The organism is Acinetobacter sp. (assembly GCF_036659555.1).
Taxonomy (GTDB): domain Bacteria; phylum Pseudomonadota; class Gammaproteobacteria; order Pseudomonadales; family Moraxellaceae; genus Acinetobacter.
In genome coordinates this window covers 1-23,702 of record NZ_JAVXCI010000044.1, presented here as the reverse complement: position 1 = coordinate 23,702, position 23,702 = coordinate 1, and the positions used below count along the sequence as shown (strand labels likewise).

Annotated in this window: 25 protein-coding genes; 17 read left to right on the top strand and 8 right to left on the bottom strand. The window is 51.3% G+C overall.

The genetic code is table 11. The annotated features are described in order from the left end of the window. Positions 1–237: 237 nt before the first annotated feature. The 7 genes from RSA72_RS07770 to RSA72_RS07740 all read right to left on the bottom strand — a co-directional run bounded on the left by RSA72_RS07770 (position 238) and on the right by RSA72_RS07740 (position 7,138). Positions 238–1,461: an outer membrane protein transport protein gene (locus tag RSA72_RS07770; protein WP_332622521.1), complete on the bottom strand. Its 1,224-nt coding sequence runs from the start codon at positions 1,459–1,461 to the stop codon at positions 238–240. Between the two features lie 164 nt (positions 1,462–1,625). Continuing rightward, positions 1,626–2,549 (bottom strand): CysB family HTH-type transcriptional regulator, encoded by a 924-nt coding sequence (locus RSA72_RS07765; protein ID WP_332622522.1) that lies wholly within the window; start codon positions 2,547–2,549, stop codon positions 1,626–1,628. A gap of 51 nt (positions 2,550–2,600) precedes the next feature. Continuing rightward, on the bottom strand, positions 2,601–3,662 hold the full coding sequence (locus RSA72_RS07760) for a sulfate/molybdate ABC transporter ATP-binding protein (protein ID WP_332622524.1): 1,062 nt from the start codon (positions 3,660–3,662) through the stop codon (positions 2,601–2,603). A gap of 11 nt (positions 3,663–3,673) precedes the next feature. Further along, complete coding sequence (gene cysW, locus RSA72_RS07755; protein ID WP_332622526.1) at positions 3,674–4,567, bottom strand: sulfate ABC transporter permease subunit CysW; 894 nt, start codon at positions 4,565–4,567, stop codon at positions 3,674–3,676. Then, positions 4,564–5,397 (bottom strand): sulfate ABC transporter permease subunit CysT, encoded by an 834-nt coding sequence (gene cysT, locus RSA72_RS07750; protein WP_332622528.1) that lies wholly within the window; start codon positions 5,395–5,397, stop codon positions 4,564–4,566. The genes cysW and cysT overlap by 4 nt, the downstream gene beginning before the upstream one ends. An 86-nt stretch (positions 5,398–5,483) precedes the next feature. Further along, on the bottom strand, positions 5,484–6,089 hold the full coding sequence (locus RSA72_RS07745) for an RBBP9/YdeN family alpha/beta hydrolase (RefSeq protein ID WP_332622529.1): 606 nt from the start codon (positions 6,087–6,089) through the stop codon (positions 5,484–5,486). Between the two features lie 35 nt (positions 6,090–6,124). Next, positions 6,125–7,138, bottom strand: a complete 1,014-nt coding sequence (locus tag RSA72_RS07740; protein WP_332622530.1) for a sulfate ABC transporter substrate-binding protein — start codon at positions 7,136–7,138, stop codon at positions 6,125–6,127. 160 nt (positions 7,139–7,298) lie between these two features. On the opposite strand from RSA72_RS07740, the gene pabC reads away from it, so the two are divergent. The 6 genes from pabC (at position 7,299) to RSA72_RS07710 (ending at position 12,300) form a co-directional block, all read left to right on the top strand. Next, positions 7,299–8,108 carry an aminodeoxychorismate lyase gene (pabC, locus tag RSA72_RS07735; protein ID WP_332622531.1) on the top strand — a complete coding sequence of 270 codons (810 nt, stop codon included), beginning with the start codon at positions 7,299–7,301 and terminating at the stop codon, positions 8,106–8,108. A 1-nt stretch (position 8,109) separates the two neighbouring features. Beyond that, the gene (gene mltG, locus RSA72_RS07730; RefSeq protein ID WP_332622532.1) at positions 8,110–9,159 is read left to right on the top strand and encodes an endolytic transglycosylase MltG; all 1,050 of its coding nucleotides are present in this window, start codon (positions 8,110–8,112) and stop codon (positions 9,157–9,159) included. A 9-nt stretch (positions 9,160–9,168) separates the two neighbouring features. Beyond that, positions 9,169–9,765, top strand: coding sequence for a dTMP kinase (tmk, locus tag RSA72_RS07725; protein ID WP_332622533.1), 597 nt, complete (start codon positions 9,169–9,171; stop codon positions 9,763–9,765). 82 nt (positions 9,766–9,847) lie between these two features. After that, a complete protein-coding gene (locus RSA72_RS07720) occupies positions 9,848–10,273 on the top strand; it encodes a PaaI family thioesterase (protein WP_332622535.1) in 426 nt (141 codons plus the stop codon). Between the two features lie 185 nt (positions 10,274–10,458). Continuing rightward, positions 10,459–11,427, top strand: a complete 969-nt coding sequence (locus RSA72_RS07715; protein ID WP_332632989.1) for a hypothetical protein — start codon at positions 10,459–10,461, stop codon at positions 11,425–11,427. Between the two features lie 6 nt (positions 11,428–11,433). Beyond that, positions 11,434–12,300: a histone deacetylase gene (locus RSA72_RS07710; protein WP_332622537.1), complete on the top strand. Its 867-nt coding sequence runs from the start codon at positions 11,434–11,436 to the stop codon at positions 12,298–12,300. A 76-nt stretch (positions 12,301–12,376) separates the two neighbouring features. On the opposite strand, the gene nadB is transcribed toward RSA72_RS07710, so the two are convergent. Next, positions 12,377–14,011: an L-aspartate oxidase gene (gene nadB, locus RSA72_RS07705; RefSeq protein ID WP_332632987.1), complete on the bottom strand. Its 1,635-nt coding sequence runs from the start codon at positions 14,009–14,011 to the stop codon at positions 12,377–12,379. Positions 14,012–14,239: 228 nt separating this feature from the next. Between nadB and RSA72_RS07700 the strand changes: the two genes are divergently transcribed. The 11 genes from RSA72_RS07700 (at position 14,240) to RSA72_RS07650 (ending at position 23,502) form a co-directional block, all read left to right on the top strand. Next, positions 14,240–15,625, top strand: coding sequence for a Do family serine endopeptidase (locus RSA72_RS07700; protein WP_332623727.1), 1,386 nt, complete (start codon positions 14,240–14,242; stop codon positions 15,623–15,625). A 120-nt stretch (positions 15,626–15,745) separates the two neighbouring features. Further along, positions 15,746–16,195, top strand: a complete 450-nt coding sequence (locus RSA72_RS07695; RefSeq protein WP_332623726.1) for an acyl-CoA thioesterase — start codon at positions 15,746–15,748, stop codon at positions 16,193–16,195. Positions 16,196–16,379: 184 nt separating this feature from the next. After that, positions 16,380–18,197 carry a translation elongation factor 4 gene (gene lepA / locus RSA72_RS07690; RefSeq protein ID WP_332623725.1) on the top strand — a complete coding sequence of 606 codons (1,818 nt, stop codon included), beginning with the start codon at positions 16,380–16,382 and terminating at the stop codon, positions 18,195–18,197. A gap of 21 nt (positions 18,198–18,218) precedes the next feature. Then, complete coding sequence (lepB, locus tag RSA72_RS07685; RefSeq protein WP_332632985.1) at positions 18,219–19,046, top strand: signal peptidase I; 828 nt, start codon at positions 18,219–18,221, stop codon at positions 19,044–19,046. 21 nt (positions 19,047–19,067) lie between these two features. After that, positions 19,068–19,439, top strand: coding sequence for a DUF4845 domain-containing protein (locus tag RSA72_RS07680; RefSeq protein WP_332623723.1), 372 nt, complete (start codon positions 19,068–19,070; stop codon positions 19,437–19,439). Further along, positions 19,411–20,109: a ribonuclease III gene (rnc, locus tag RSA72_RS07675; protein WP_332632983.1), complete on the top strand. Its 699-nt coding sequence runs from the start codon at positions 19,411–19,413 to the stop codon at positions 20,107–20,109. The genes RSA72_RS07680 and rnc overlap by 29 nt, the downstream gene beginning before the upstream one ends. Next, entirely contained in the window at positions 20,109–21,137 is a 1,029-nt protein-coding gene (gene era / locus RSA72_RS07670; protein WP_332624499.1) for a GTPase Era, read from the top strand. Before rnc ends, era begins: the two co-directional genes overlap by 1 nt. A 36-nt stretch (positions 21,138–21,173) precedes the next feature. Then, positions 21,174–21,377 carry an NF038104 family lipoprotein gene (locus RSA72_RS07665; RefSeq protein WP_332624501.1) on the top strand — a complete coding sequence of 68 codons (204 nt, stop codon included), beginning with the start codon at positions 21,174–21,176 and terminating at the stop codon, positions 21,375–21,377. Positions 21,378–21,385: 8 nt separating this feature from the next. Next, on the top strand, positions 21,386–22,093 hold the full coding sequence (gene recO / locus RSA72_RS07660) for a DNA repair protein RecO (RefSeq protein ID WP_332632991.1): 708 nt from the start codon (positions 21,386–21,388) through the stop codon (positions 22,091–22,093). Positions 22,094–22,113: 20 nt separating this feature from the next. After that, positions 22,114–22,839: a pyridoxine 5'-phosphate synthase gene (pdxJ, locus tag RSA72_RS07655; protein ID WP_332624503.1), complete on the top strand. Its 726-nt coding sequence runs from the start codon at positions 22,114–22,116 to the stop codon at positions 22,837–22,839. Between the two features lie 18 nt (positions 22,840–22,857). Then, complete coding sequence (locus tag RSA72_RS07650; RefSeq protein WP_332624504.1) at positions 22,858–23,502, top strand: tRNA-(ms[2]io[6]A)-hydroxylase; 645 nt, start codon at positions 22,858–22,860, stop codon at positions 23,500–23,502. Positions 23,503–23,702: the final 200 nt, after the last annotated feature.

Below are 23,702 nucleotides of genomic sequence, written 5' to 3'. Positions count from 1 at the left end.
ACTGCGCCGCAAGATGCTTTCCTTGCGAAGCTCCGCTTCTCATTTGGCGAATGAGGAACACTGTTCCGCAAGGAACAAAATGAGCTCCAAATATTGAATTTAAAAACGATAAGACTCCGCCGTGAATAGCCAAAAAATTAAGGAGTTTCTATTGAAACTCCTTAACTGATCAGAATTAGGGCTTCGGCCCGTTTTTTATATCTGATTATTTGAATAATATTCAAGTTAAATGGAAATTCAGAAATGATGGCCGACTTTCAGTCCATAAACCATGGCGTCATTATCTGCAACCGTTGATAAGCCTGAAATTTGGGGCGCTAACGGTGTGGATGAAATATCGGGTTTGTTGAACTGAAGATAATACGCGCCCGATGCTAAAAACGTCTGCGGATTGAAGCGATACATAATGCCTAAGCCAAGCCCCCGGTAGCCGTCACTTGGATTCAAGGTGGATGCCGGATTGCCGGATCCTTTATCCCAGACGAATTCCAGCGCAGTAAGCCATTGGCTGTTCCATTGATGGGCAATTCCCAGCTTGCCTGACCATTGGTCTTTTTTATAGGAAATCAGTTTCAATTGCGCAAGTTCGCGGTATTGCGGGTCTTGTGAAGCCCAATACAGCACCGCTCCCAATTGGGGCGGCTGCATCACAAAGTTTTGCCAATTCACCCAGCGCACAGCGCCATACATTAAATTGCTTGGGCTGAGGCCGGTTTGAAATTCAAGATTAACAGATTGCGGTGTTTCTATCGCGGTCTGGGTTTCAGGCACAATCGTGAATGGGCCATTGGAATAAAATGTGGATTCGCTTGTGCTGTTTTTATGCTTGATTTTAGAGCGGTAGGTGATGCTGGTTTTAATCCCGTATTCAGGCCGCTGGTAGCTTAAACCCGCAAGCCAGCCAGCTGCATTGTCATTTTTGAAATGCGCGTCATAGCCATTCAAGGCATCATACTGCTGACCTGCAATTTTCAGCTCTCCCTTAAAGCTCTGCCAGCTTAATCCGCCGTATATATTCCAATGCGCATGCGGCTGATAGCCGATAAGCCCTGTCAAGCTATTAGATTTAAAAGAAATATCTGCAGATTCGATGTCAATGACTGAACCGTCTGGCAGCGCGGGGCTATAGTCATAACTGATATTGACCATATAGGGCTGTTCATAGATCAGCCCTGCTGAAATTTGCGGATGTGGCTGGAACTTAAGCGCCAGTTTTCCTAAAAATTCACGTTCAGCTAGATTGCCTGTAGAAAAGTCATTTATTCCCAGCTCACTGATCACGTCTTTATACTGCACCTCACCTTCGATATGGGCATCAATTACCGCAAGGCTGATTTCAGCATAATTACCGGGTTCTAAAAAAGCGGCGATGCTCTGATCTGTGCGCTCAAGGCCTGCTGCATACAGCGGGTGCAATGGGCAAATGATACAAGCTGCCGTATAGATGAATTTCGTTCTCATGTTGCCCTGGCTGGTGTACGGAAAGCTGTAATTAATTCGGTTTTTATTGTTATGCAGGACCTAGTGTAGAGAATAAGTGCGGGTAAATGAAATATTAAAACAATAAAAAAATTCAGATAAAAAACGGGCGCATTCAAGCACCCGTTTTCTAAGGAATTATTTTATTAATCTTCCGGGTAGGCGACCCGCTTCAGCGCCTTGATGTCTGCATTCGGCGAGCACAGCGAAATAAATTCATAGCCGTAGCCGCGAAGCAGATGGCCCTTGCGCACGGCAATCCATGTGGTGTTGACGCCAAAAATATCGGTCTTAATCTGCTTTAAGCGGTAATCGCGCTCCGGATCATAGGCCACGTCATTGACAATGCCCACACCCATGTTGAGTTCCACATAGGTTTTAATCACGTCGGCATCCAGAGCGGACATCACAATATCCACATCAAAGCCCGCATCTTCAAAGGCTTTGTCAATTTTGGAACGGCCGGTGAAGCCGCCATGATAGGTGATGATCGGGTAATGCGACAGATCTTCAATGCTGATGTCATTCTTGGCCGCCAGCGGGTGATGCTGCGGGGTGATGATGCTGTGCTGCCAGTTGTAGAATGGCACGCTGGCTAAATTGTCTTCAGCAGTCAGCGATTCAGTGGCGATGCCGATATCCGCTTCGCCCTGCAACAGCATTTCGGTGATTTCCACCGGGCTGGCCTGCTGCAGAATCAAATGCACTTTGGGGAAGTCTTTCTTGAACTGATTGACAATCGGCGGCAGCACATAGCGTGCCTGCGTATGCGTTGTGGCAATGGTCAGCGTGCCTTCATCGACTTTGTTGAAATCATCCGCAAGGCGCTTAATGTTGTCGGCATCGACCAGCATGCGCTCGACAATGCCCAGCAAAGCCTGACCCGGCTCAGTCAGGCCGAGCAGGCGCTTGCCTTTGCGGATAAACAGCTGCACGCCTAATTCATCCTCTAAATCCTTAATATGCTTGCTCACGCCCGATTGCGAGGTGTAGAGCGCTGCAGACGCTTCAGTTAAATTAAAGTTCTGTCTAACGGTTTCTCTAATAATTCTTAGCTGCTGGAAATTCATAATTCTGCGTACCTCAAAATTGATGGGGCTTTTATGCCCCATCATAAAGCCTTAAGCGGCTTGGTTTTCAAATAAATGTAAAGCGGAAGCGCTCAGCCAAACGGTTTGATTTGGGCGGAACTGGTGCAGTTTCGCTTCATCCGGCGTCAGTGAAATTTCAATCAGGTTGCCTTGGCGGTCATTCAGTTCCGCCAAGACTTTTCCGGCAATCCAGACTTCGCGCAGGAAGGTGGCTTGAATCGCGTTTTCCTGCGGCTGCGCATGAATGCGCAGTTCATCCGGGCGGGCAAAGGCAATTACAGGGCCTTGCGGCGCATCCGGCGCTTGCGGCAGCTGGATGCGGTCTTCGCCAATTTGAATCACGCCATTGCGGTTCTGGCCTTCAAAACGGTTGGCTTGGCCCAGAAAGTCAAATACAAAAGGCGTGGCCGGCTTTTCGTAGACTTCGCGCGGGGAGCCGATTTGCTCCACATTGCCTTTGTTCATCACAATAATCTGATCCGCGACTTCCAGCGCTTCTTCCTGATCATGCGTGACAAAAATAGAGGTAATGTGCAGTTCATCATGCAGCGCGCGCAGCCAGCGGCGCAGTTCTTTGCGCACTTTGGCGTCCAAAGCGCCAAAGGGTTCATCCAGCAGCAGCACGCGCGGCTCAACGGCCAGCGCGCGCGCCAAAGCGATGCGCTGGCGCTGCCCGCCGGAAAGCTGCGCCGGATAGCGGCCGGCTAAAAAGCCCAGCTGCACTAAATCCAGCAGGCGGGTTACGCGCTTCTTGATTTCCGCTTCATTCGGGCGCGTGGCGCGCGGGCGCACGCGCAGGCCAAAGGCAATATTTTCAAATACGGTCATGTGGCGGAACAGCGCATAATGCTGGAATACAAAGCCGACTTCGCGTTCGCGCACATGCACCTTGGTCGCGTCTTCGCCTTCAAGAATCACCCGGCCGCTGTCCGCAGACTCTAAGCCGGCAATAATGCGCAGCAGGGTGGTTTTGCCGCAGCCGGATGGGCCAAGCAGGGCCACCAGCTGGCCCTCCGGAAAATCTAAAGAGATGTTTTTCAGCGCATGGAATGCACCAAAGTGTTTTTCAATATTTTTAACTTGAATACTCATGAGGTCATTCCCTAAGAAGCTGTTGAATCTTCATTGCGCTTGCTTTGACGTTCTTGGCGGACTTCCACCCAAGTTTTAAGTATCAGGGTCACAATGGCAAGCAAGGCCAAAAGTGACGACACCGCAAAGGCTGCGCTGAAGGTATATTCGTTATAAAGGATTTCGACGTGCAGCGGCAGGGTGTTGGTTTCGCCGCGGATATGGCCGGAAACCACCGATACTGCGCCAAACTCGCCCATGGCGCGGGCGTTGCACAGAATCACGCCGTAAATTAAGCCCCATTTGATGTTCGGCAGGGTCACTTTCCAGAAAGTCTGCCAGCCATTGGCGCCCAGCACAATCGCGGCTTCCTCTTCTTCGGTGCCTTGCGCTTCCATCAATGGAATCAGCTCGCGGGCAACGAAAGGTACGGTAATGAAGATGGTTGCCAGCACAATGGCAGGCACGGCATACAGGACTTTAATGTCATGATCCATCAGCCAGCCGCCGAACCAGCCTTGCGTGCCGAAAATCAGCACCAGCATTAAGCCGGCAATGACTGGAGAAACTGAAAACGGCATGTCAATAATGGTGGTCAGAATGGACTTGCCGCGGAAGTTGAATTTAGCCACCGACCATGCCGCCGCCACGCCAAACACCACGTTCAGCGGCACGGCAATAACCGCAGTCAGCAAGGTCAATTTTACCGCAGATAAGGTATCCGGATGCACCAGCGCCTGAAAATACACGCCAACGCCCTGTTTGAAGGCTTCTACGAAAACCAGAATCAGCGGCAGCATTAAGCAGCTTAAAAAGAACAGCAGCGCAATGGTCAAGAGCAGATAGCGCACCCAAAGCGGTTCGCGGGTTGCATCGCGCGACTGCAGCTTTTCAGCTAAGGCATTGCTGTTGGTATGTGAACTCATTGCGCAGTTCTCCCCGTGCGGCGGCTGGCCCATGCCTGAATCAAGTTAATCACAAACAGAATAGCGAATGAAATCACCAGCATGACCACCGCAATGGTGGTTGCGCCTGCATAATCATATTCTTCCAGACGCGAAATAATCATCAGCGGGGCAATTTCAGTTTCAAAAGGCTGGTTGCCGGCAATGAAAATCACTGAGCCGTATTCACCGACGCCGCGGGCAAAGGCCAAGGCAAAGCCGGTAATTAAGGCCGGTAATAAAATCGGCAGGATGACTTTAGTGACAATCTGCAGGCGGTTGGCGCCTAGCGCAGAAGCTGCTTCTTCCAGTTCGGTTTCCAGATCGCTCAGCACCGGCTGCACCGTGCGCACCACAAAAGGAATGCCAATGAAAATCAGCGCCAGGGTAATGCCGATTGGCGTATAGGCGACTTTAATGCCAATCGGCTCAAGGTACTGGCCAATCCAGCCCGTCGGCGCATACAGCGAAGTCAGGGCAATGCCGGCAACCGCGGTGGGCAGGGCAAAAGGCAAATCCACCAGCGCATCAATAATGCGCTTGCCCGGAAAGCTGTAGCGCACAAGGCACCACGCCAGCAGCAGGCCAAAGACCACATTCACTAAGGCGGCGGTAATGGCCGCGCTGAAGCTCAGCTGCAGGGAAGCTAAAATGCGTTCGGAACTTAAAATTTGCCATAAGCCGTCCCAGCCGATGCCCAGCGATTTAATGAATACCGCAGATAAGGGTATCAGCACGATTAATGACAAATACGCTAGGGTGAAGCCTAGGGACAGGCCGAATCCTGGCAGCACTCGGGATCGCTGCGACATGATTGCTCCTCAAAAAGAGAAAGCTGACTGAAAGCAGCCAGCGAAAGGTGAAAATAAAATTCCGGCTCCAGCATAGTTTGCAGGAGCTAAATTGCAAATTTAAATAAGTACTTGCGCTCATCAGCAGCGCTGATATGCGGCAGGGTTCCTTCTGGGATTAAATAATCAAAAATCTCAGGAAAAGGGCCGTAGCCGGAAGCGGTATTGATATGGCCAGCCAAGCCCATATTGACCGGCTGCAGCTTCCACGATTTTGCAAGGCGCTGCGCGTCATCAAAAGCCAGCCAAGGGTCATTTTCACTGATGATCATGGCGGCGGGCGCATTGATTTTTAACTGATGAAAATAAGCTTCATAGTCATTTTGGCTGCTGCGGGCAAAGCCGGCATCGCCAAAGCGGGCCGGGTTGGCCGGCGCCACTAAAATCAGATTGCTGACTTTGCTGCTGAGCTGCGGATGCTGCGCCAGCGCCGCTGCTGCGGTGAGGCAGCCGAAGCTGTGCGCCACAATCTGAAGATTGTCCTGAACCGGCGCGGCTGTTTTGACAAACTGCGCAATCCAGTCTTCCAGAATCGGCTGGTTCCAGTCCGCCTGCTGCACGCGGGAGCACGACATCAGCTGGCGCTGCAGCCAAGACTGCCAGTGAGCGTGCTCACTGCCGCCGACACCCGGAACAATTACGGTATGGGTCATGTCTGTACTCCTTAAAGGCAGGTTAAGCGGAGGGATTACTTGCCGCTGTTGGCTTTGACGATTTGGTCAAATATGCCGTCATTTTCAAAGTGGGTTTTCTGCACTTTGTCCCAGCCGCCGAATTCTTTATCAATGGTCACCAGCTTCAGCGGCTTGAATACATTCTTATACTGAGCCAGCACTTTTTCATTGCGCGGACGGTAGAAGTTCTGGGCCGCAATCTGCTGGCCGCGCGGCGAATAGAGGAAGTTCAGGTAGCCTTGAGCGAGGTACTTGCTGCCGTTTTTCTCGGCATTTTTTTCGACTATCGCCACCGGCGGCTCCGCCAGAATTGACAGCGACGGCGTCACGATTTCAAACTTGCCCGGCTGTTCGCGGATAGCCAAATGCGCTTCGTTTTCCCAAGCCAGCAGCACATCGCCGATGCCGCGTTCAGCAAAGGTTGTGGTTGAACCGCGGGCGCCGGAGTCCAGCACCTTGGTGTTTTTGTAGATTTTGCGGACGAATTCCTGCGCTTTGGCGTCATTGCCACCGGCTTGATGCTTGGCCCAAGCCCAAGCCGCTAAGTAGTTCCAGCGCGCGCCGCCGGAGGTTTTCGGGTTTGGGGTGATGATGCCCACGCCCGGCTTGACTAAGTCGCCCCAGTCCTTAATGCCTTTGGGGTTGCCTTTGCGCACTAAAAATACGATGGTGGAGGTATAAGGCGTAGAATTCTGAGGCAGTTTCTTTTGCCAGTCCGCCGGCAGCAGTTTGGTTTTTGCCGCAATGACGTCAATGTCGGCAGCCAGCGCCAAAGTCACGACATCTGCATCCAGCCCGTCAATGACTGAGCGCGCCTGCTTGCCTGAACCGCCGTGCGACTGCTTGAAGTTGATTTGCTGGCCGGTGCGGCTTTGCCAGTACTTGCCGAACTCTTTATTGACATCTTCATACAGCTCGCGGGTCGGATCGTATGAAACGTTTAAAAAGTCTTTGGCTGCTGCGCTGAAAGACACAGCGGAGATCACTGCGGCCAGAACGCCAAGTTTTAATTTTGCTGAAATGCTCATGCGGGCCTCAATTTTTTTCAATGATTTATTGCATGGGGCAAGAATAGCCTGAGACTTTATGCATAAAAAATAATAAAAAATGAATTTGATATGAAGAAAAAAGCAATATAAAAGGGCCAGAAATTTTTAAACTACAGCCATTCGAGCAGAGTAAAAATTTATGCAGTGTTTTAAAAATGCACAGCAAGTCAGTCAGATAGAGTTGCTGGACCGCGCATTCCATTACGGCGACGGCTGCTTCACTACAGCGCGCCTGCGTGATGGCGCAATTGAACTGCATGACCTGCATTTGGCGCGCTTGCATCACGCCAGTGAGCGCCTTTATCTGCATGCGGACTTAAGCCTGATTCAGCAGACGCTTGCGCTGATTCAGCAGCATCCGGCCGCTTCGGGGACGCTGAAAGTCATCATCAGCCGCGGCCAAGGCCAGCGCGGCTATAGCCTGCCGGATCATCCTGCAGATGTCTGGGTGTTTTTCTATCCTCAAGCGCTGCAGGATTTTGGCTATGACACGATTCAAAGCGGGGTGCTGCAGCAGGCGATTGGCCTCAGCATGCCGGATTTAGCCGGGCTGAAATCTTTAAACCGCTTGGAGCAGGTCATGCTGAAGCGTGAAGCTGACCAGAACGGCTGGCCGGAAGCCTTAGTTTCAGATGTGCAGGGCTCGGTTGCGGAAGGCGTAAGCAGCAACTGCTTTATTCGCATAAACAATGCATGGATTACGCCGGAACTTCGCTATAATGGCGTGCATGGCGTAATGCGCGCTGAAATTTTATCCCGCATGCAGGCGCAGGGCATTGCCTGTACGCTGCGCCGTGTAGATCTGAATGAAATTGCAGATTTTCAGAGCGTGTTTTTCTGCAATGCGCTCAGCCCGATGAAAATTGTGTCCAGTTTAAATGGCGCGCCTTTAGATGTTCAGCCTTGCGCCGAACTTTTCCATCTTCTTCAATTGAATCAGATCCGCTAATATGTCTTCTGCCCCGCAAAAATCGAAAAAGAACCAGCCTCAGCCTTCCCGCAAGCCCAAAGCCATTCTGCTGGCCGCAGCCGGCTTGGCTGTCCTGCTGTGCACTATTCTATGGTCAAGCTTATTCAAAGCTTATCCTGTAGAGGGCAAGAAGCAGATGCTGGCGATTGGCGCAGGCGACACCTATTCCGGCTTTATTGACCGCTTGGCCAAGGAAGATAAAGTCAGCTTTCCGGTTATTTTAAAGCTGTATCAGAAACTGATGATTCACGGCACTCTAAAGGCTGGCGTGTATGAAGTGCGCCAAGGCATGAGCGTGCGCGAAGTGATGCAGATGATTTCCAATGCCGACAATGCGCAGATGAACCGCATTTTAGTCATTGAAGGCACCACCTTTAAGCAACTGATTGATGCCCTGAAGAAGGATCATTTAGTCACGCATGAGATCAGCAATCTGCCTTATGCGCAGATTTTGGCTGCGCTGGAAATTCCCTATGATCATCCCGAAGGCTTGTTTGCGCCGGACACCTACTTTTTCGCCAAAGGCGAGTCGGATAAAAAAATTCTGAAAGATCTGCATCTGCGTCAAATGAAAGCGCTGGATCAGGCATGGGCAAACCGCGCGCCGGATTTGCCGTATAAGGACAAATATGAGGCGCTGATTATGGCGTCAATTGTGGAAAAAGAAACCAGCCTGGACAGCGAGCTGGAGCAGGTTTCCGGGGTGTTCGCGCGCCGCCTGAAGCTGGGCATGCGCCTGCAGACTGACCCGACCGTCATTTACGGCATGGGCGATAAATATGCAGGCAATATTACCCGGCAGGATTTGCGTACGCCAACGCCTTATAATACCTATACCATCAGCGGCCTGCCGCCGACACCGATTGCATTGCCAAGCAAAAAAGCCATTGAGGCGGCCATGCATCCGGATCAGTCCAGCAATATCTACTTTGTTGCCACGGGCAACGGCGGCCACAAATTCACTGCGACTTTGCAGGATCATAACCGCGCCGTGCAGGAATATCTTGCTGTCATGCGTTCAAAAAATTAAGGAGTGAGCATGTTTATCAGTTTTGAAGGCACCGAAGGGGTTGGCAAAACCACGCTCATCCGCAAAATTTATGACCGCCTGAGCAGTCAGGGCCAGGACGTGGTGCTGACCCGTGAGCCGGGCGGCACGCCGATGGCGGAGCAGATCCGCGCCCTGCTGCTGTCGGTGAATCATGATGAAAAGATGTGCAGCGATACGGAGCTGCTGCTGATGTACGCCGCCCGCGCGCAGCATATCGATCAGGTGATCCTGCCGGCATTGAATGCAGGCAAGACCGTGCTGTGCGACCGCTTTACGGATGCCAGCTTCGCCTATCAATGTGCGGGGCGCGGCCTCAGCGAAGCCAAGCTGCAGCTGCTGAATGACAGCTTTGTCAGCCGCATGCCGGATTTGACCTTTTGGCTGGATGCGCCGATTGAGCTGGGCATGAACCGCGCCCGCGCGCGCGGCGCGCTGGACCGTTTTGAACAGGAAAAAGCCGCGTTCTTTGAGAAAGTCAGGGCTGGCTATCAGACTTTGTCTGAGCGCCATCCGGAACGGGTCAAGCGCTTGGATGCTTCGCAGACGCCTGAACAGGTTTTTGCGCAGGCGCTGCAGTATTTTTAATCGGTCTAAAATGCCATAGCTTTCCTGCACAGACTGATTTAAAAGATCATGCATAAATGAAAATTATGGATGATCTTTTTTTATGAAAAGTACAAAACAGGAAATTATTCAGTTTTTAGCGCAGGCTTTTCCGCCAAGCTTAGCCAATTGTGAAATTGAAGCCGTGAGCGAAAAAGGGGCTTCACTTTTATGGCGGGTCAGTGACAATGATTTGAGGCCGGGCAGCACCATTTCCGGCCCGACCATGATGACCTTGGCCGATTTCGCCATGTATGTGGCGATTTTAGGGGAAATCGGCATTGTCGGGCTGGCGGTAACCACCAGCATGAATATCAACTTTTTGCGCAAGCCGTCCGGCAGTCAAAATCTGCGCGGCGTATGCAAGCTGATGAAAGTCGGCAAGGCGCTGATTGTTGCTGAAGTCTGGATTTATTCGGTGGATTCGGATGACCCGGTGGCGCATGTGACCGGCACCTATTCCATCCCGCCGCAAAAGAACGCGGCTTAAATCCGGCTTCAGCTGCCGGTTACTGAAAAGTTTACGGCAGTCGTCAGAATTTACTGTGCTTTACTGGGAATATTCAGCAGGAATTGATCAGCCTGCTGCATATTTCTTCAGCTGCCGCATATGTTAAATCGCCAAAAGGATTAAAAAAAACTATAATCAAAACAAGTGTTGAAATAGGAAAATGCATGGCTGCTGCAGACCATGAAGTCGTTCGGCTGTTCCGCGAGCAGGTTCAGCTTTTGTCAGGCAAATTGACCGAAATGCTGAACGAGCATTATTCACATCAAACTGAGCGCAGAGGCTGCGGCTATACGCAAGCCACGCGGGTTTTAGCGGAACATATCAACACCGGGCGCAAGGCGGACGATTTTCAGGATTTAAAACTCTTTGAAGCTGCAGACGGCAAGCGCCTGCTCCAGATTTTAGCGCAGCAGAAGCTTTACAGCATGCAGATTGCGGACTGGCGCAATCTGGATTTGAACAGCCAAATTCAGGATTTTCTAAAGCATGCGCCAGCCAGCGGTTATCAGCAGCTGCTGGGCAGTGAAGTGCGCCTGCAGCAGCGGTTAAGAGGCCTTGGCCAGCAGGCGGCGCTGGAAGAAAGCCGGCTGCTGTGCGGTTTGATTGAAGATATCCTGCTGCCTAAAAATCAGCAGCAGACTGGCCTGACTGAGCTGAACAGCCTGCAGGAGCGCCCGAAAGTCGGTTCATGCCCAATGGCGGAAAATTTCTTTCTGAAAATTGCGCACCGGCGCGTGCTGCGCAGCGGTGAAATCAATATTTTTGTCGATGAGCAAAACCAGCCGCTGCTGCTGGAAAAGCTGAATATGGGCGACAATCACTCCTGCATCAGCTTAAAGCCGGTATTGATGAACGGCGTGCGCCTGCCTGCAGGCTCGCTGTTTTCCGCCGATTATGCGCCTGAAGCGGTTGCGGAAAAGCAAGCCAATAAGGAATTCAAAGGCTTCATTATGCCTTATACGGCTGTCAGCGGCTTTTGGTTCCTGCGCCTCACTACTTTGGCGGTTTCGCCGGAAAACCGCAGGCGCGCATTCAGCACGCATTTTGAACAGCAGGTTGCGAATGGCTTATACAGCCCGGGAAGCACCCAAATTCAGCAGCTGCTGGATGTCGCGCTGGCGCAGTTTAGGTAATTATTTATGCTGGATGTCTGCTACTCGCCCAACTATGTTTCCGCAACGCATACCAACAGCATGGAAAAGCTCAAGGCGGTGGCCGATGCGCTGAGCGCATCGGGCGCTGTGCAATTTCATGCGCCTGAAATTCTGGATATTCAGGTTCTCAAGCAATTGCATGATCCGGCATATGTCGATGCCTTCAATACGGGAACGCCGCAAAAGCTGGCGGTATTTTCCGGCTTTAAGCCGTGGACGGAACAGCTGCGCGATGCCGTGTTGCATATTAACGCAGGGCAGCTGCTGGCCGCCGAGCTGGCAATGCAGAAAGGCATTGCGGCCAATATGGCGCAAGGCTTTCATCATGCAGTATATGAATACGGCGGTTCATTTTGCACTTTTAATGGCCTGGCGCTGGTAGCGCAGCAGTTCCCGCAGAAGAAAATTTTTGTGCTGGACTGTGATCAGCACGGTGGCAACGGCACGGCGGAATTTACCCGCCGGCTGGATAACCTGTTTAATTTCAGCATTTATGGCCTGCCGTTTGGCTGTCCGACTTATGCGCGCGCGCAAACACGGCATATTCATAAAGACCGGGGAAATTTTGCGCAATATGCGCTGGCTGTGCATGAAGGCCTGCAGCAGGCGCGGGAGTGGGGCGCGGATTTAGTGATTTATCAGGCGGGCATGGACTGCCATCAGGCTGACCCATTCGGTTCAAGCTGGTTTAGCGCCGAGCTGATTCAAAAGCGTGAAGAAATGGTGTTCAGCTTGGCCAAGCGCCATCAGCTGCCTGTCATGTTTGTGCTGGCCGGCGGCTATCAGCCGCTGGATGATTTGGTCAAGCTGCACCTGCTGACCTTTCAGGCTGCGCTCAAAACTTATTTCTAGCGCCTGAAAGCGCAGGCGAGGCGGACAAAAAAAGCCGAATCAGCAGATCCGGCTTTTTGCTTCAAGCTACGTGCAGCTAGGCGTTGACCAGCGGCTGCTCGACCTGAAAATCCGGCGGCGTCAGCACGGTTTTGCGCAGTTCCGGCCCCAGTTCCGGATAATCCAGAGTGAAATGCAGGCCGCGGGATTCCTTGCGCTGCATGGCGCAGCGCACGATCATTTCCGAAACTAACACCAGATTGCGCAGTTCAATCAGATTTTTGCTGACTTGGTAATCCTGATAATACTCGGTGATTTCACGCTTCAGCATTTCAATGCGGTGCAGCGCGCGCTGCAGGCGATTGGTGGTGCGCACAATGCCGACATAGTTCCACATGGTTTGGCGCAGTTCATCCCAGTTCTGCAGAATCACCACATCTTCATCCGGGTTCATTACTTGCGAATCATCCCATGCCGGCACTTGCGGCGGCCGGTAATCCGGCTGCAGTCCAGCTTCAATATGCTTGGCGGCCGCCATGCCGTAAACAAAGCACTCCAGCAGCGAATTGCTGGCCATCCGGTTGGCGCCGTGCAGGCCGGTATAGGAGGTTTCGCCAATGGCGTACAGGCCGGCAATATCAGTTTCACTGTTTTCATCCACCACCACGCCGCCGCAGGTGTAATGCGCAGCCGGAACCACAGGAATCATTTCTTTGGTGATGTCGATGCCGAGTTCAAGCAGGCGCGCATGCAGGGTCGGGAAGTGCTCTTTGACAAATTCCGCCGGCTTATGGGTAATGTCCAGCCAGACATGGCGGATGCCCAGACGCTTAATTTCATAGTCAATCGCGCGCGCGACAATATCCCGCGGCGCAAGTTCAGCGCGTTCATCAAAGCGCAGCATAAAGCGCTCGCCGTCCGGCAGGCGCAGATAGGCGCCTTCGCCGCGCATGGCTTCGGTAATTAAGAACGAGCGCGCCTGCGGATGATACAGGCAGGTTGGATGGAACTGGTTGAATTCCATATTGGCGACGCGGCAGCCGGCGCGGTAGGCCATGGCAATGCCGTCACCGGTGGCAATATCCGGATTGGAGGTATACAGATAGGCTTTCATGGCGCCGCCGCAGGCCAGTGCGGTAAAGGGCGCAAGGAAAGTATGCACTTTTTCGGTTTTTTCATCCAGCGCATACAAGCCCAAGGCGCGGTTTGCGCCGTCCAAGCCGAGCTTTTGCGAGGTGATCAGGTCAATCGCAATATAGTTTTCAAAAATTTCAATATTGGATTTTTCCTGCGCGCGCTGCACCAGCGTGGTTGAAATCGCCCGGCCGGTTGCGTCAGCAGCGTGGATGATCCGGCGCTGCGAATGGCCGCCCTCGCGGGTCAAATGCAGCTGTTCCTGCTCATCCAGGGTAAACTGCACACCATGCGCTAAAAGAAAATCGACCGATGGCTTGCCGCCTTCAACCGTCTGCTTAACGGCATCCAGCTCGCATAAATGCGCGCCTGCAATCATGGTGTCATCAATATGCTGTTCAATGGAGTCGGTTTCATCCAAAACTGCCGCCACGCCGCCTTGAGCATAGTAGGTGCTTGCATCCGTCAGGCCCGACTTGGCTAAAACCGCAATGCTGAAATGATCCGGCAGCGATAAAGCTAAACTCAAGCCCGCGCCGCCGCTTCCCACAATGATCACATCAAAATGATGCGTTGTTTCTAAATTAGGCATATCCATCAGCTAATTTGAAAAAAAGTCCGGTAATAACACCGCTTTTTTCGGCAAAAGGCAAGAGCATAAATGCTTCAGCATGATGAATAATATTAATAATGATGCAAATTTTAAGGAATGATTAAGCTGCTGTTTATAAAAATATAATCCAACATATTATTACGAAGCAGTTACATGCTTTATGATAAAACCAGTCATATTCCAAAACATCAATAATTTGAGTGAATGCCTGATATGAAAAATCAATACATGCAAAAAGGTTTATACGCAGCTGTTTTTACCGCAGCGGCTGTGCAGGCGCAGGCTGCGGCGCCGGTCGATTTTTCCAATTTGGTTGAGCAGGTCAGCCCGGCGGTGGTCAGCGTGAATGTGGTGAAAAAGCTCAGTCAGGAAGAGCTTCTGCAGCAGCAGGTGCCGGAAATTCTGAAGCGCTTTTTCGGCAATCAGGTCATTATTCCGCAGCAGCAGCTGCCTCAGGAAAAAACCGGCTACGGCAGCGCATTTTTCATCAGCAAGGACGGCTACCTGCTGACGAACCACCATGTGGTGGAAGACGCCTCTAAAGTCACGATTGTATTGAATGACCGCCGTGAAATTGACGCGAAGGTAGTCGGCAGCGATGAACGCACCGATGTTGCCTTGCTGAAAGTGGCCGGTTCAGGCTTCCCTGAGCTGCGCACCGGCAATGTCGGCCAGCTGAAAGTCGGTGAGCCGGTTCTGGCTATCGGCTCTCCCTTCGGCTTTGACTATTCAGCATCCGCCGGCATTGTCAGCGCCAAAATGCGCAATATGATGGGCGAAACTTCGGTGCCGTTCATTCAAACCGATGTGGCCTTGAACCCCGGCAACTCGGGCGGGCCATTGTTTAATCAGCGCGGTGAAGTGGTTGGCGTAAACTCGCGGATCTTCAGCGGCACCGGCGGCTATATGGGCCTGTCATTCTCCATTCCAATTGATGTGGCGATGGATGTGGCTGACCAGCTGAAAAAGCACGGCAAAGTCACCCGCGCGTATTTGGGCGTCAGCCTGCAGGATATTGACCGCAATTTGGCGGAAGCCTATAAGCTCTCCAAACCGGAAGGCTCCTTGATTACGCAGGTTGCGCCAAATTCTCCGGCAGCCAAAGCTGGCTTTAAAGCCGGCGATGTGATTCTGAAATTCAATGGCACGCCGATTTCCAGAACATCTGAACTGCTGAACTATCTGAACCGGGCTGCGCCGAATCAAAGCATTCAGCTGGAAGTGTTGCGCGATGACAGCCGGCGCAATATTTCAGCCATGCTGTCCACTGCGCCGGATGATACGCCGGCCAAAGCCGATGGCGCGCAGCAGCCAAGCAAAGGCCCGGTTTTGGGCGTCAGCATCCGGGACTTGAACGCCAGTGAACTGAATCAGCTGGGCACCAAAGGCGGGATTTTAATTCAGGATGTGCGCCGCGGCGGCGTTGCAGCCCAAGCGCGCCTGATGCCGGGCGATGTGGTGACGCAAATCAATAATAAGGCCATCAGCAATACCCGGGATTTTGTGGCAGCGGTTTCGGATTTGAAAAAGAACAGCGTGGCGCGGGTCGCGATTATCCGCGAAAGCCAGCGCGTCATTGTCGGCATGCGCATTGAATAATCAGTGTCGAATGCAGGCCGCTCATTTTGAGCGGTTTGCTTGTTTTTGCAGTTTATCGGATGGAGATTTCGCGTAGACTGCTGGGCGCGGAAAGAATTTAAGGCGGAAGGACAGGAATTCATGAGCACTGTATTTGATTTGAAAATCACCGTGCAGCCGGAGCATATTGATGTGCTGGGCCATGTCAATAACGTGGTTTATCTGAGCTGGATGCAGGATGCGGCCACTGCGCATATTGAAGCGCTGGGTTTGGGCCTCAAGGAATATCTGGAGCTGAAGCACGCCATGGTGGCGGTAGAGCATCATGTGCAGTACCGCAAAGCAGCGCTGCAAGGCGAGGAGATTATTCTGCGTACATGGCTGAATGACATCAATGCGCTGTATTCTTTCCGCCAGTATGCCTTTTACCGGCCGAGCGATAAAGCCGTGCTGTTTATGGGCAACACCCAGTGGGCCTGCGTCGAAATTGCGACCGGGCGGCCAAAGCGCATGTCGCCGACATTCATGCAGGCTTACCAGCCGGTTTCCGAGGCGGAAAACCCGATGGACTTCAGCATTTACGATGCCTGAATTGCGGCTTCTGTTTTGCATTTCAGTCAGCAAAGGCTTGAACGCCGGCGCTTAAAGCGCAAAAGGAGTTCATTAATATGGATACATTGAAAAATCCATCTGCTATAATCCTCCGCAATTTCCATTCGGTTTTTGCTGTGCATTTTCAATTGCGTGCATAGCGCGTTTTCTTTCAAGGTAACCCATGGCGCAAGCTAAAAAATCTGTTGATATTAAAAACATTCGTAACTTTTCGATTATTGCGCATATCGATCATGGCAAATCGACGCTTGCGGACCGCTTCATTCAGATGTGCGGCGGCTTGCAGGCCCGCGAAATGCAGGCCCAAGTTCTTGATTCTATGGAACTTGAGCGTGAACGAGGCATTACCATTAAAGCCGCCTCGGTTACCTTGTACTATACGCATCCCAATGGTCAGGAATACCAGCTGAACTTCATTGATACCCCAGGACACGTGGACTTTTCCTATGAAGTTTCCCGCTCGCTGGCTGCCTGTGAAGGCGCTTTGCTGGTTGTGGACGCGGCGCAGGGTGTGGAAGCGCAGTCGGTTGCCAACTGCTATACCGCCATTGAGCAGGGTCTGGAAGTGCTGCCGATCTTGAATAAGATTGACTTGCCGCAGGCTGAGCCTGAGCGCGTTATTCACGAAATTGAAGAAATTATCGGCATTGAAGCGACCCATGCGCCAACCTGTTCCGCAAAAACCGGCCTGGGCGTAGAATCTGTTTTAGAAACACTGGTGGATGTTATTCCGGCGCCTGAAGGCGACCGCGAAGCGCCTTTGCAGGCGCTGATCATCGACTCCTGGTTCGACAACTACTTGGGCGTTGTATCATTGGTGCGGATCAAGCAGGGCCGCGTGCGCAAAGGCGACAAGATGCTGATGAAATCGACAGGCCAGTCGCACATTATTACTTCTGTCGGCATCTTCAATCCAAAGCATACCGAAACCGGCATGCTGGAAGCGGGTGAAGTCGGCTTTGTGATTGCCGGCATTAAAGATATTTTCGGTGCGCCAGTGGGCGATACCATTACGCTGGCGGCGACGCCTGACGTTGCGACTTTGCCGGGCTTTAAAAAGGTCAAGCCGCAGGTTTATGCGGGCCTGTTCCCAATTGACGCCAGTGATTTTGAACCGTTCCGTGAAGCGCTGCATAAGCTGCAAATTAACGACTCAGCTTTATTCTTTGAGCCTGAAAGTTCAGATGCGCTGGGCTTCGGCTTCCGCTGCGGCTTCCTGGGCATGCTGCACATGGAAATTGTGCAGGAGCGCCTGGAGCGTGAGTATGATTTAGACCTGATCAGCTCTGCGCCGACGGTTATCTATGAAGCGGTGATGAAAAGCGGCGAAACGGTGTATATCGACAGCCCGTCTAAAATGCCGGACGGCTCAACGGTTGAAGACCTGCGCGAGCCGATTGCGGAATGCCATATCCTGGTGCCGCAGGAATATCTGGGCAATGTAATGACATTGTGCATTGAGCGCCGCGGCGTGCAGAAAGACATGAAATTCTTGGGCAATCAAGTTTCGATTACCTTTGAAATTCCAATGGCCGAAGTGGTCATGGACTTCTTTGACAAGCTGAAGTCCTGCTCGCGCGGCTTTGCATCGCTGGATTACAACTTTATCCGTTTTGAATCTTCATCTCTGGTTAAGGTTGATGTGCTAATTAATGGCGACAAGGTTGATGCTTTGGCGATGATCTGCCACCGCAACGATGCGCGCCACCGCGGCATCGCGCTGGTTGAAAAAATGAAAGACCTGATTCCGCGCCAGATGTTTGATGTGGCTATTCAGGCCGCCATTGGCGCGCAGATTATTGCCCGCTCAACCGTGAAAGCCATGCGCAAAAACGTATTGGCTAAATGCTACGGCGGCGACGTGTCGCGCAAGAAGAAACTTCTGTCTAAGCAGAAGGAAGGCAAGAAGCGCATGAAGCAGGTCGGAAGCGTGGAAATTCCGCAGGAAGCGTTCCTTGCTGTGTTGAAAGTAGAAAGATAATAACGAGAGGTCATTACGCTCATGGATTTTGATTTTAATTTAATCCTTGTACCCGTCACGCTGATTTTCTTTATCGTGTGGCTGCTGGATAAGCTGGTCTGGAAGCAAAGGCAGGCCAAAGGCAAGGGTAATGAAAATGTCATTATTACATGGGCATATGATTTCTGGCCGGTGCTGGCTGTCGTTTTAGTGCTGCGCTCTTTCCTGTATGAGCCATTCAATATTCCGTCAGATTCGATGGTGCCGACTCTGGAAACTGGCGACTTCATTCTGGTGAATAAATTTGAATACGGCGTCCGCCTGCCTATCGTCAATAAAAAGATTATTGACGTCAGCGAGCCGGAGCGCGGCGATGTGATTGTGTTCCGCTATCCGCCGCAGCCAAGCATCAGCTACATTAAGCGTGTAATCGGCTTGCCGGGCGATCATATTGTCTATGATCATGGCCAGCTGAGCATTAACGGCAAGAAAGTGCCGAAAGTTCCGGTGGAATTCAGCCGCGCGAAAGACATTCAGGATACGCCGGAATCCATTTACCACAAGGAAACTTTGGGCGAGCACACCTTTACCATGCGCGAGCTTGAAGGGGTCAATATTGCCCGCCAGGCGCCGTTTCTCAATTATATAGATAATGGTAAATATTCAAACGAAAATGGTTTATATTGGGAAGTGAAAGTTCCGGCAGGGCATTACTTTGCGATGGGGGATAACCGCGATCAAAGTGCTGACAGCCGTTTCTGGGGATTTGTACCTGAAGAAAACCTGACAGGCCGCGCATTTTATAAATGGATGCATAAAGAGCCTGGCTTTAAGCTGCCGTCATTTAGCCGTAACGGCAAGATTGATTAACGCATCATTAGGAAAATAACAATGCGACATCAGCGCGGAGCATCGTATATTGCAATCTTGGTTGCAATTATTGGTTTGGCCTTTATGGTTAAAGTATTGGTTGCAGTCTGGGCGCCCTATCTGAATGACCGCCTGCTCGACAAAGAAATTGCGGAGCAGCTGCAGCATGGGCCTAAAGATTTAAGCCCATCCAAATTTGCGGATGAGATGGATAAGCGGCTGTTAATGAATAATGTCCGCGAGCTTAAGTTTGCGGACGTGGCCCAAGTCACTAATGTGGACGGCCTGCAAGTGAAAAAAGATTATGAGATAAGAAAGCCTTTCTTATTGAATATAGATATTGTGTTGAAGTTCGAGAAAAGTTTTGATCAAAGCTCAGTCCAAGCTAAATGAAAGCCGTTTAGCCAGTCGAATCGGTTATCAGTTTAAACAGCCAGAATTGCTGCAGCTGGCCTTGACCCACCGATCGGTGAGCCATAAGCATAACTACGAGCGCCTGGAATTTCTGGGCGACTCTTTGCTGGGGATGATTATCGCTAATTATCTCTATCATGCCTACCCGCATGAAAATGAAGGCCGGCTGACGCGCATGCGCGCTACGCTAGTGCGTCAGGAAGCCTTGGGTAAAATCGCCAATGACTTGAAATTAAGCCAAAGTATGATTTTAAGCACAGGCGAATTGAAATCAGGCGGTCATCACCGCGAGTCTATACTTGCGGATACCGTGGAGTCGATTATCGGCGCAATATATGTGGACAGTCAGGATTTAAAAATTCTGGAAGCCATTGTGCTGAAATGGTATTTGCCATATTTAGACCATATTGAACCGACTGATCAGCTCAAAGATCCGAAATCACGGTTGCAGGAATATCTGCAGGCGCGTAAAAAGCCTCTCCCGGTTTACGAAGTTGTGGATATTCAAGGCGATGCGCCCAATCAGCATTTCAAAGTGGAATGCATTGTGGACAGCATGCCGGTGAAATACGGTGAAGGATCAAGCCGCCGCTTTGCTGAACAGGCAGTAGCGGCAGATATTTTAAAAATTTTGGAGCATAAGTCTTAATGACTACTCATTCCGATCACATCGATGCTGATCACGAGCCGCAAAGCGGCAGCGACGACTTAATCAGTCAATTTTTCAGTTCACAGGGAACTGAAATCCCGTCGGATTACCGCAGTGGCTTTGTCGCAATTGTCGGCCGTCCGAATGTGGGCAAATCTACGCTGATGAACCATCTTCTGGGGCAAAAGCTGTCCATTACTTCGCGCAAGCCGCAAACTACACGCCATAAAATTGTCGGGATTGATTCGCGTGAAAAATCCCAGGCGGTGTTTGTAGATACCCCGGGGATGCATAAAAAAGAAGTGCGCGCCATCAATAAAATGATGAACCGCGCAGCGTCTTCTGCATTGCGTGATGTGAACTTGGTATTGTTTGTTCTTGATGCAGATAAGTGGACTCAAAACGATGAACTTGTTTTGGAAAAACTCAAAAATGCAGATATGCCGGTTATTCTTGTGATCAATAAAATTGATACGCTTGAAAATAAAAACCATGCATTGCCTTTGATTCAGGAGCGCGCAAAATTAATGAATTTTGCAGAGGTTGTTCCTGTTTCTGCATTGCGTGGCGCAAACTTAGATCATTTGCGCAATATTATTGAAAACTATTTGCCTTTCCAGCCGCCGCTGTATTCGCTGGAGCAGCTGACCGACCGTTCAGAGCGCTTTTTGGCCTCTGAAGTGATCCGTGAAAAGATCATGCGCCAGCTGGGTGAAGAGCTTCCATACGATTTAACCGTGCAGATTGAGTCATTCAAGACTGAAGAGGCCACGGTTAATGAAAAAACTGGCCGTCCAAAAGCTGCCTGCACCTATATTGACGCCACAATTTTTGTTGACCGTCCGGGGCAAAAAGCTATTGTGATTGGCGAAAAGGGCGCCAAGCTGAAGAAAATCGGCATGGATGCCCGTGTTGATATGGAAAAAATGTTTGAACAGAAGATCATGCTGACCCTTTGGGTAAAAGTGAAAGGCGGCTGGTCTGATGATGAGCGCGCATTAAAGAGCTTGGGCTACAGCGATATCTGACCGCGCTGTTCAGGCTTGAAACTTTAAGGAGCGGTAATGTTAAAAGTATTGGCTGTGGCCGCCTGCATACTGTTCTTGCAGGGCTGCATTACTAAAATCGTTACCGTTCCGGTTAAGATCGCATATAAAACCACCAAGGGTGTGGTTAAAGGCACGGCTGCCGTTGTCGGCGCAGTTATTCCTGACGGGGATGGCGAAGATGGGGAGCCGGATGCTAAAAAGAATAAAGATCAGAATTAAGCGCCCGCATCATGCGTAATGAAGTTTTGCATGGCTACCTTATCCATCACCGGAAATACCGCGAGCGCAGCCATATTGTGCACCTGTTTACGCAGGAGCATGGCCGTGTTGACGGCATCTTAAGGCAAACGCCGCCGCCGCAGTATCAGCCGCTCTGCCTGCAGGCTACCGGCAAGTCCGAACTGAAAAACTTCACCAAGCTGGAAATTGTCAATCAGCCGGTATTCTTTTTTGGCGATGCGTTTTTCTCCGGCTTTTACCTGAATGAAATTCTGCTGCGCCTTTGCCCCCTGGAAGCTGAAATGCCGCAGGCCTATGCGCAATATGCGCAAACTTTGGTGCAGCTGCAGCGCTTGTCTGAGCAGGATCAGCCTCATCAGTTTTTAAAGCAGATCTTGCGCAAATTTGAACATGAACTGCTGGAAGACCTTGGCTATGCGCTGGATTTTTCCACCGATGCCAATCAGCAGGAGATCACGCCGGAGCAGCATTATCTATTCCAGCTGAATGAGGGCTTTATGCCTTCTGCGCAGGCCTCCCGCGCAGCATTGGCCGGGCAGCAGATCCTGTCCATGCGCGGATATGAAAAGGGTGGGGATTTCAACCCGGAACAGTTACAATTGCTGTCCAGGCTTTACCGGCAGATGATCACTTCGCTGCTGGGCGAACGCCCATTGAAAAGCCGTCAGCTGTGGATACAGAATTCTCAAACATAACCGTAATTTAGGAAAATATTATGGCTGCACTACTTGGTGTAAATATTGACCATGTGGCAACATTGCGGCAGGCCCGCGGCACTGCTTATCCTGACCCTGTGCAGGCTGCGCTGATTTGCGAGCAGGCGGGCGCGGAAGGCATTACCCTGCATTTGCGGGAAGACCGCCGCCATATTCAGGACGATGACGTGCGCCGCATGCGCTCCGTGCTGAAAACCCGGATGAATCTGGAAATGGCGGTGACGCCTGAAATGCTTGAATTCGCTAAAGAGATTCAGCCTCAGCATGTCTGTCTAGTGCCTGAAAAGCGTCAGGAAGTGACTACTGAGGGCGGTTTGGATGTGGTGGGCCATTTTGAAGATGTGAAGCAAGCCACGCAGGAACTGGCTGCTATTGGCTGTGATGTTTCACTGTTTATTGATGCGGATATTGCCCAGATTGACGCGGCTGCAGCGTGCGGCGCGCCGACGATTGAGCTGCATACCGGCGCTTATGCTGATGCGGCCACCGCGGAAGCGCAGCAGCATGAGCTGGAACGCATTATTCAGGGCGCGGCATACGCGGCTTCTAAGGGCTTGGTGGTGAATGCGGGCCACGGCCTGAATTTGGCAAATGTCGCGCCGATTGCCAAAATCCCGCAAATCCATGAACTGAATATTGGCCATGCCATTATTGCGGATGCTGTATTTTCCGGCCTGGCGCACGCTGTGCAGCAGATGAAAGCTGCCATTCAGGCCGCGCGTTAATTTTATTGATGCAGAAATATGTCAAATATTGATTATGATGAGCTGATGAAGCCGGTGATCGGCTTTTTAGGCTGTGAAACCCCAGAAGCCTGGCTGGATAAAGCCGTGCAGAATCTTGATATTCTGATGCTGGATCATGCCAACTGTGAGAAAAAAGCCGCCAGTACGGCAATGAACCTGATGTTCCGCTACAGCTTTTTGACAGACCTTCAAGTGCGGCTGGCGCAGCTGGTGCGTGAAGAAATGCTGCATTATGAACAGGTGCTTGAGCTGATGGCAAAGCGCGGTGTGGAACTGAAAGGGCTGAGCGCCGGGCGCTATGCCGGCGGTCTGCGCAAGGAAATCCGCACCTATGAGCCGGAAGCTTTAATTGATGTCCTGATTATCGGGGCCTTTGTAGAGGCGCGTTCCTGCGAGCGCTTCTATGCGCTGGCGCCGCGGGTGGATGAAGAGCTGGGGCGTTACTACCGTTACCTGCTGAAGTCTGAATCGCGGCACTATGAGGATTATCTGAAACTGGCGCAGGATGTGGCGGAATCGGCGAAACTGAAAAATCCGCAGGAAGACATTCAGGAGCGGATTCAGCATATCCGTGAAGTGGAAAAAGCGCTGATTTTAAGCCCGGATGAGCTGTTCCGTTTCCACAGTGGTGCGCCTGCCTGATGGGCTGAAGCTTTTGATGTTCTGAATAAGCAGGAATGACATTCCTGCTTTTTTATTGCATGCGCTAAATGCTTTTGAACAGCGGAATTTAGGGTGGGACACTGGAATAAAAAAAGCCCATGTCATAATGCATGGGCTTTTAGAATTTGGCTCTCCCACCTGGGCTCGAACCAGGGACCTGCGGATTAACAGTCCGTCGC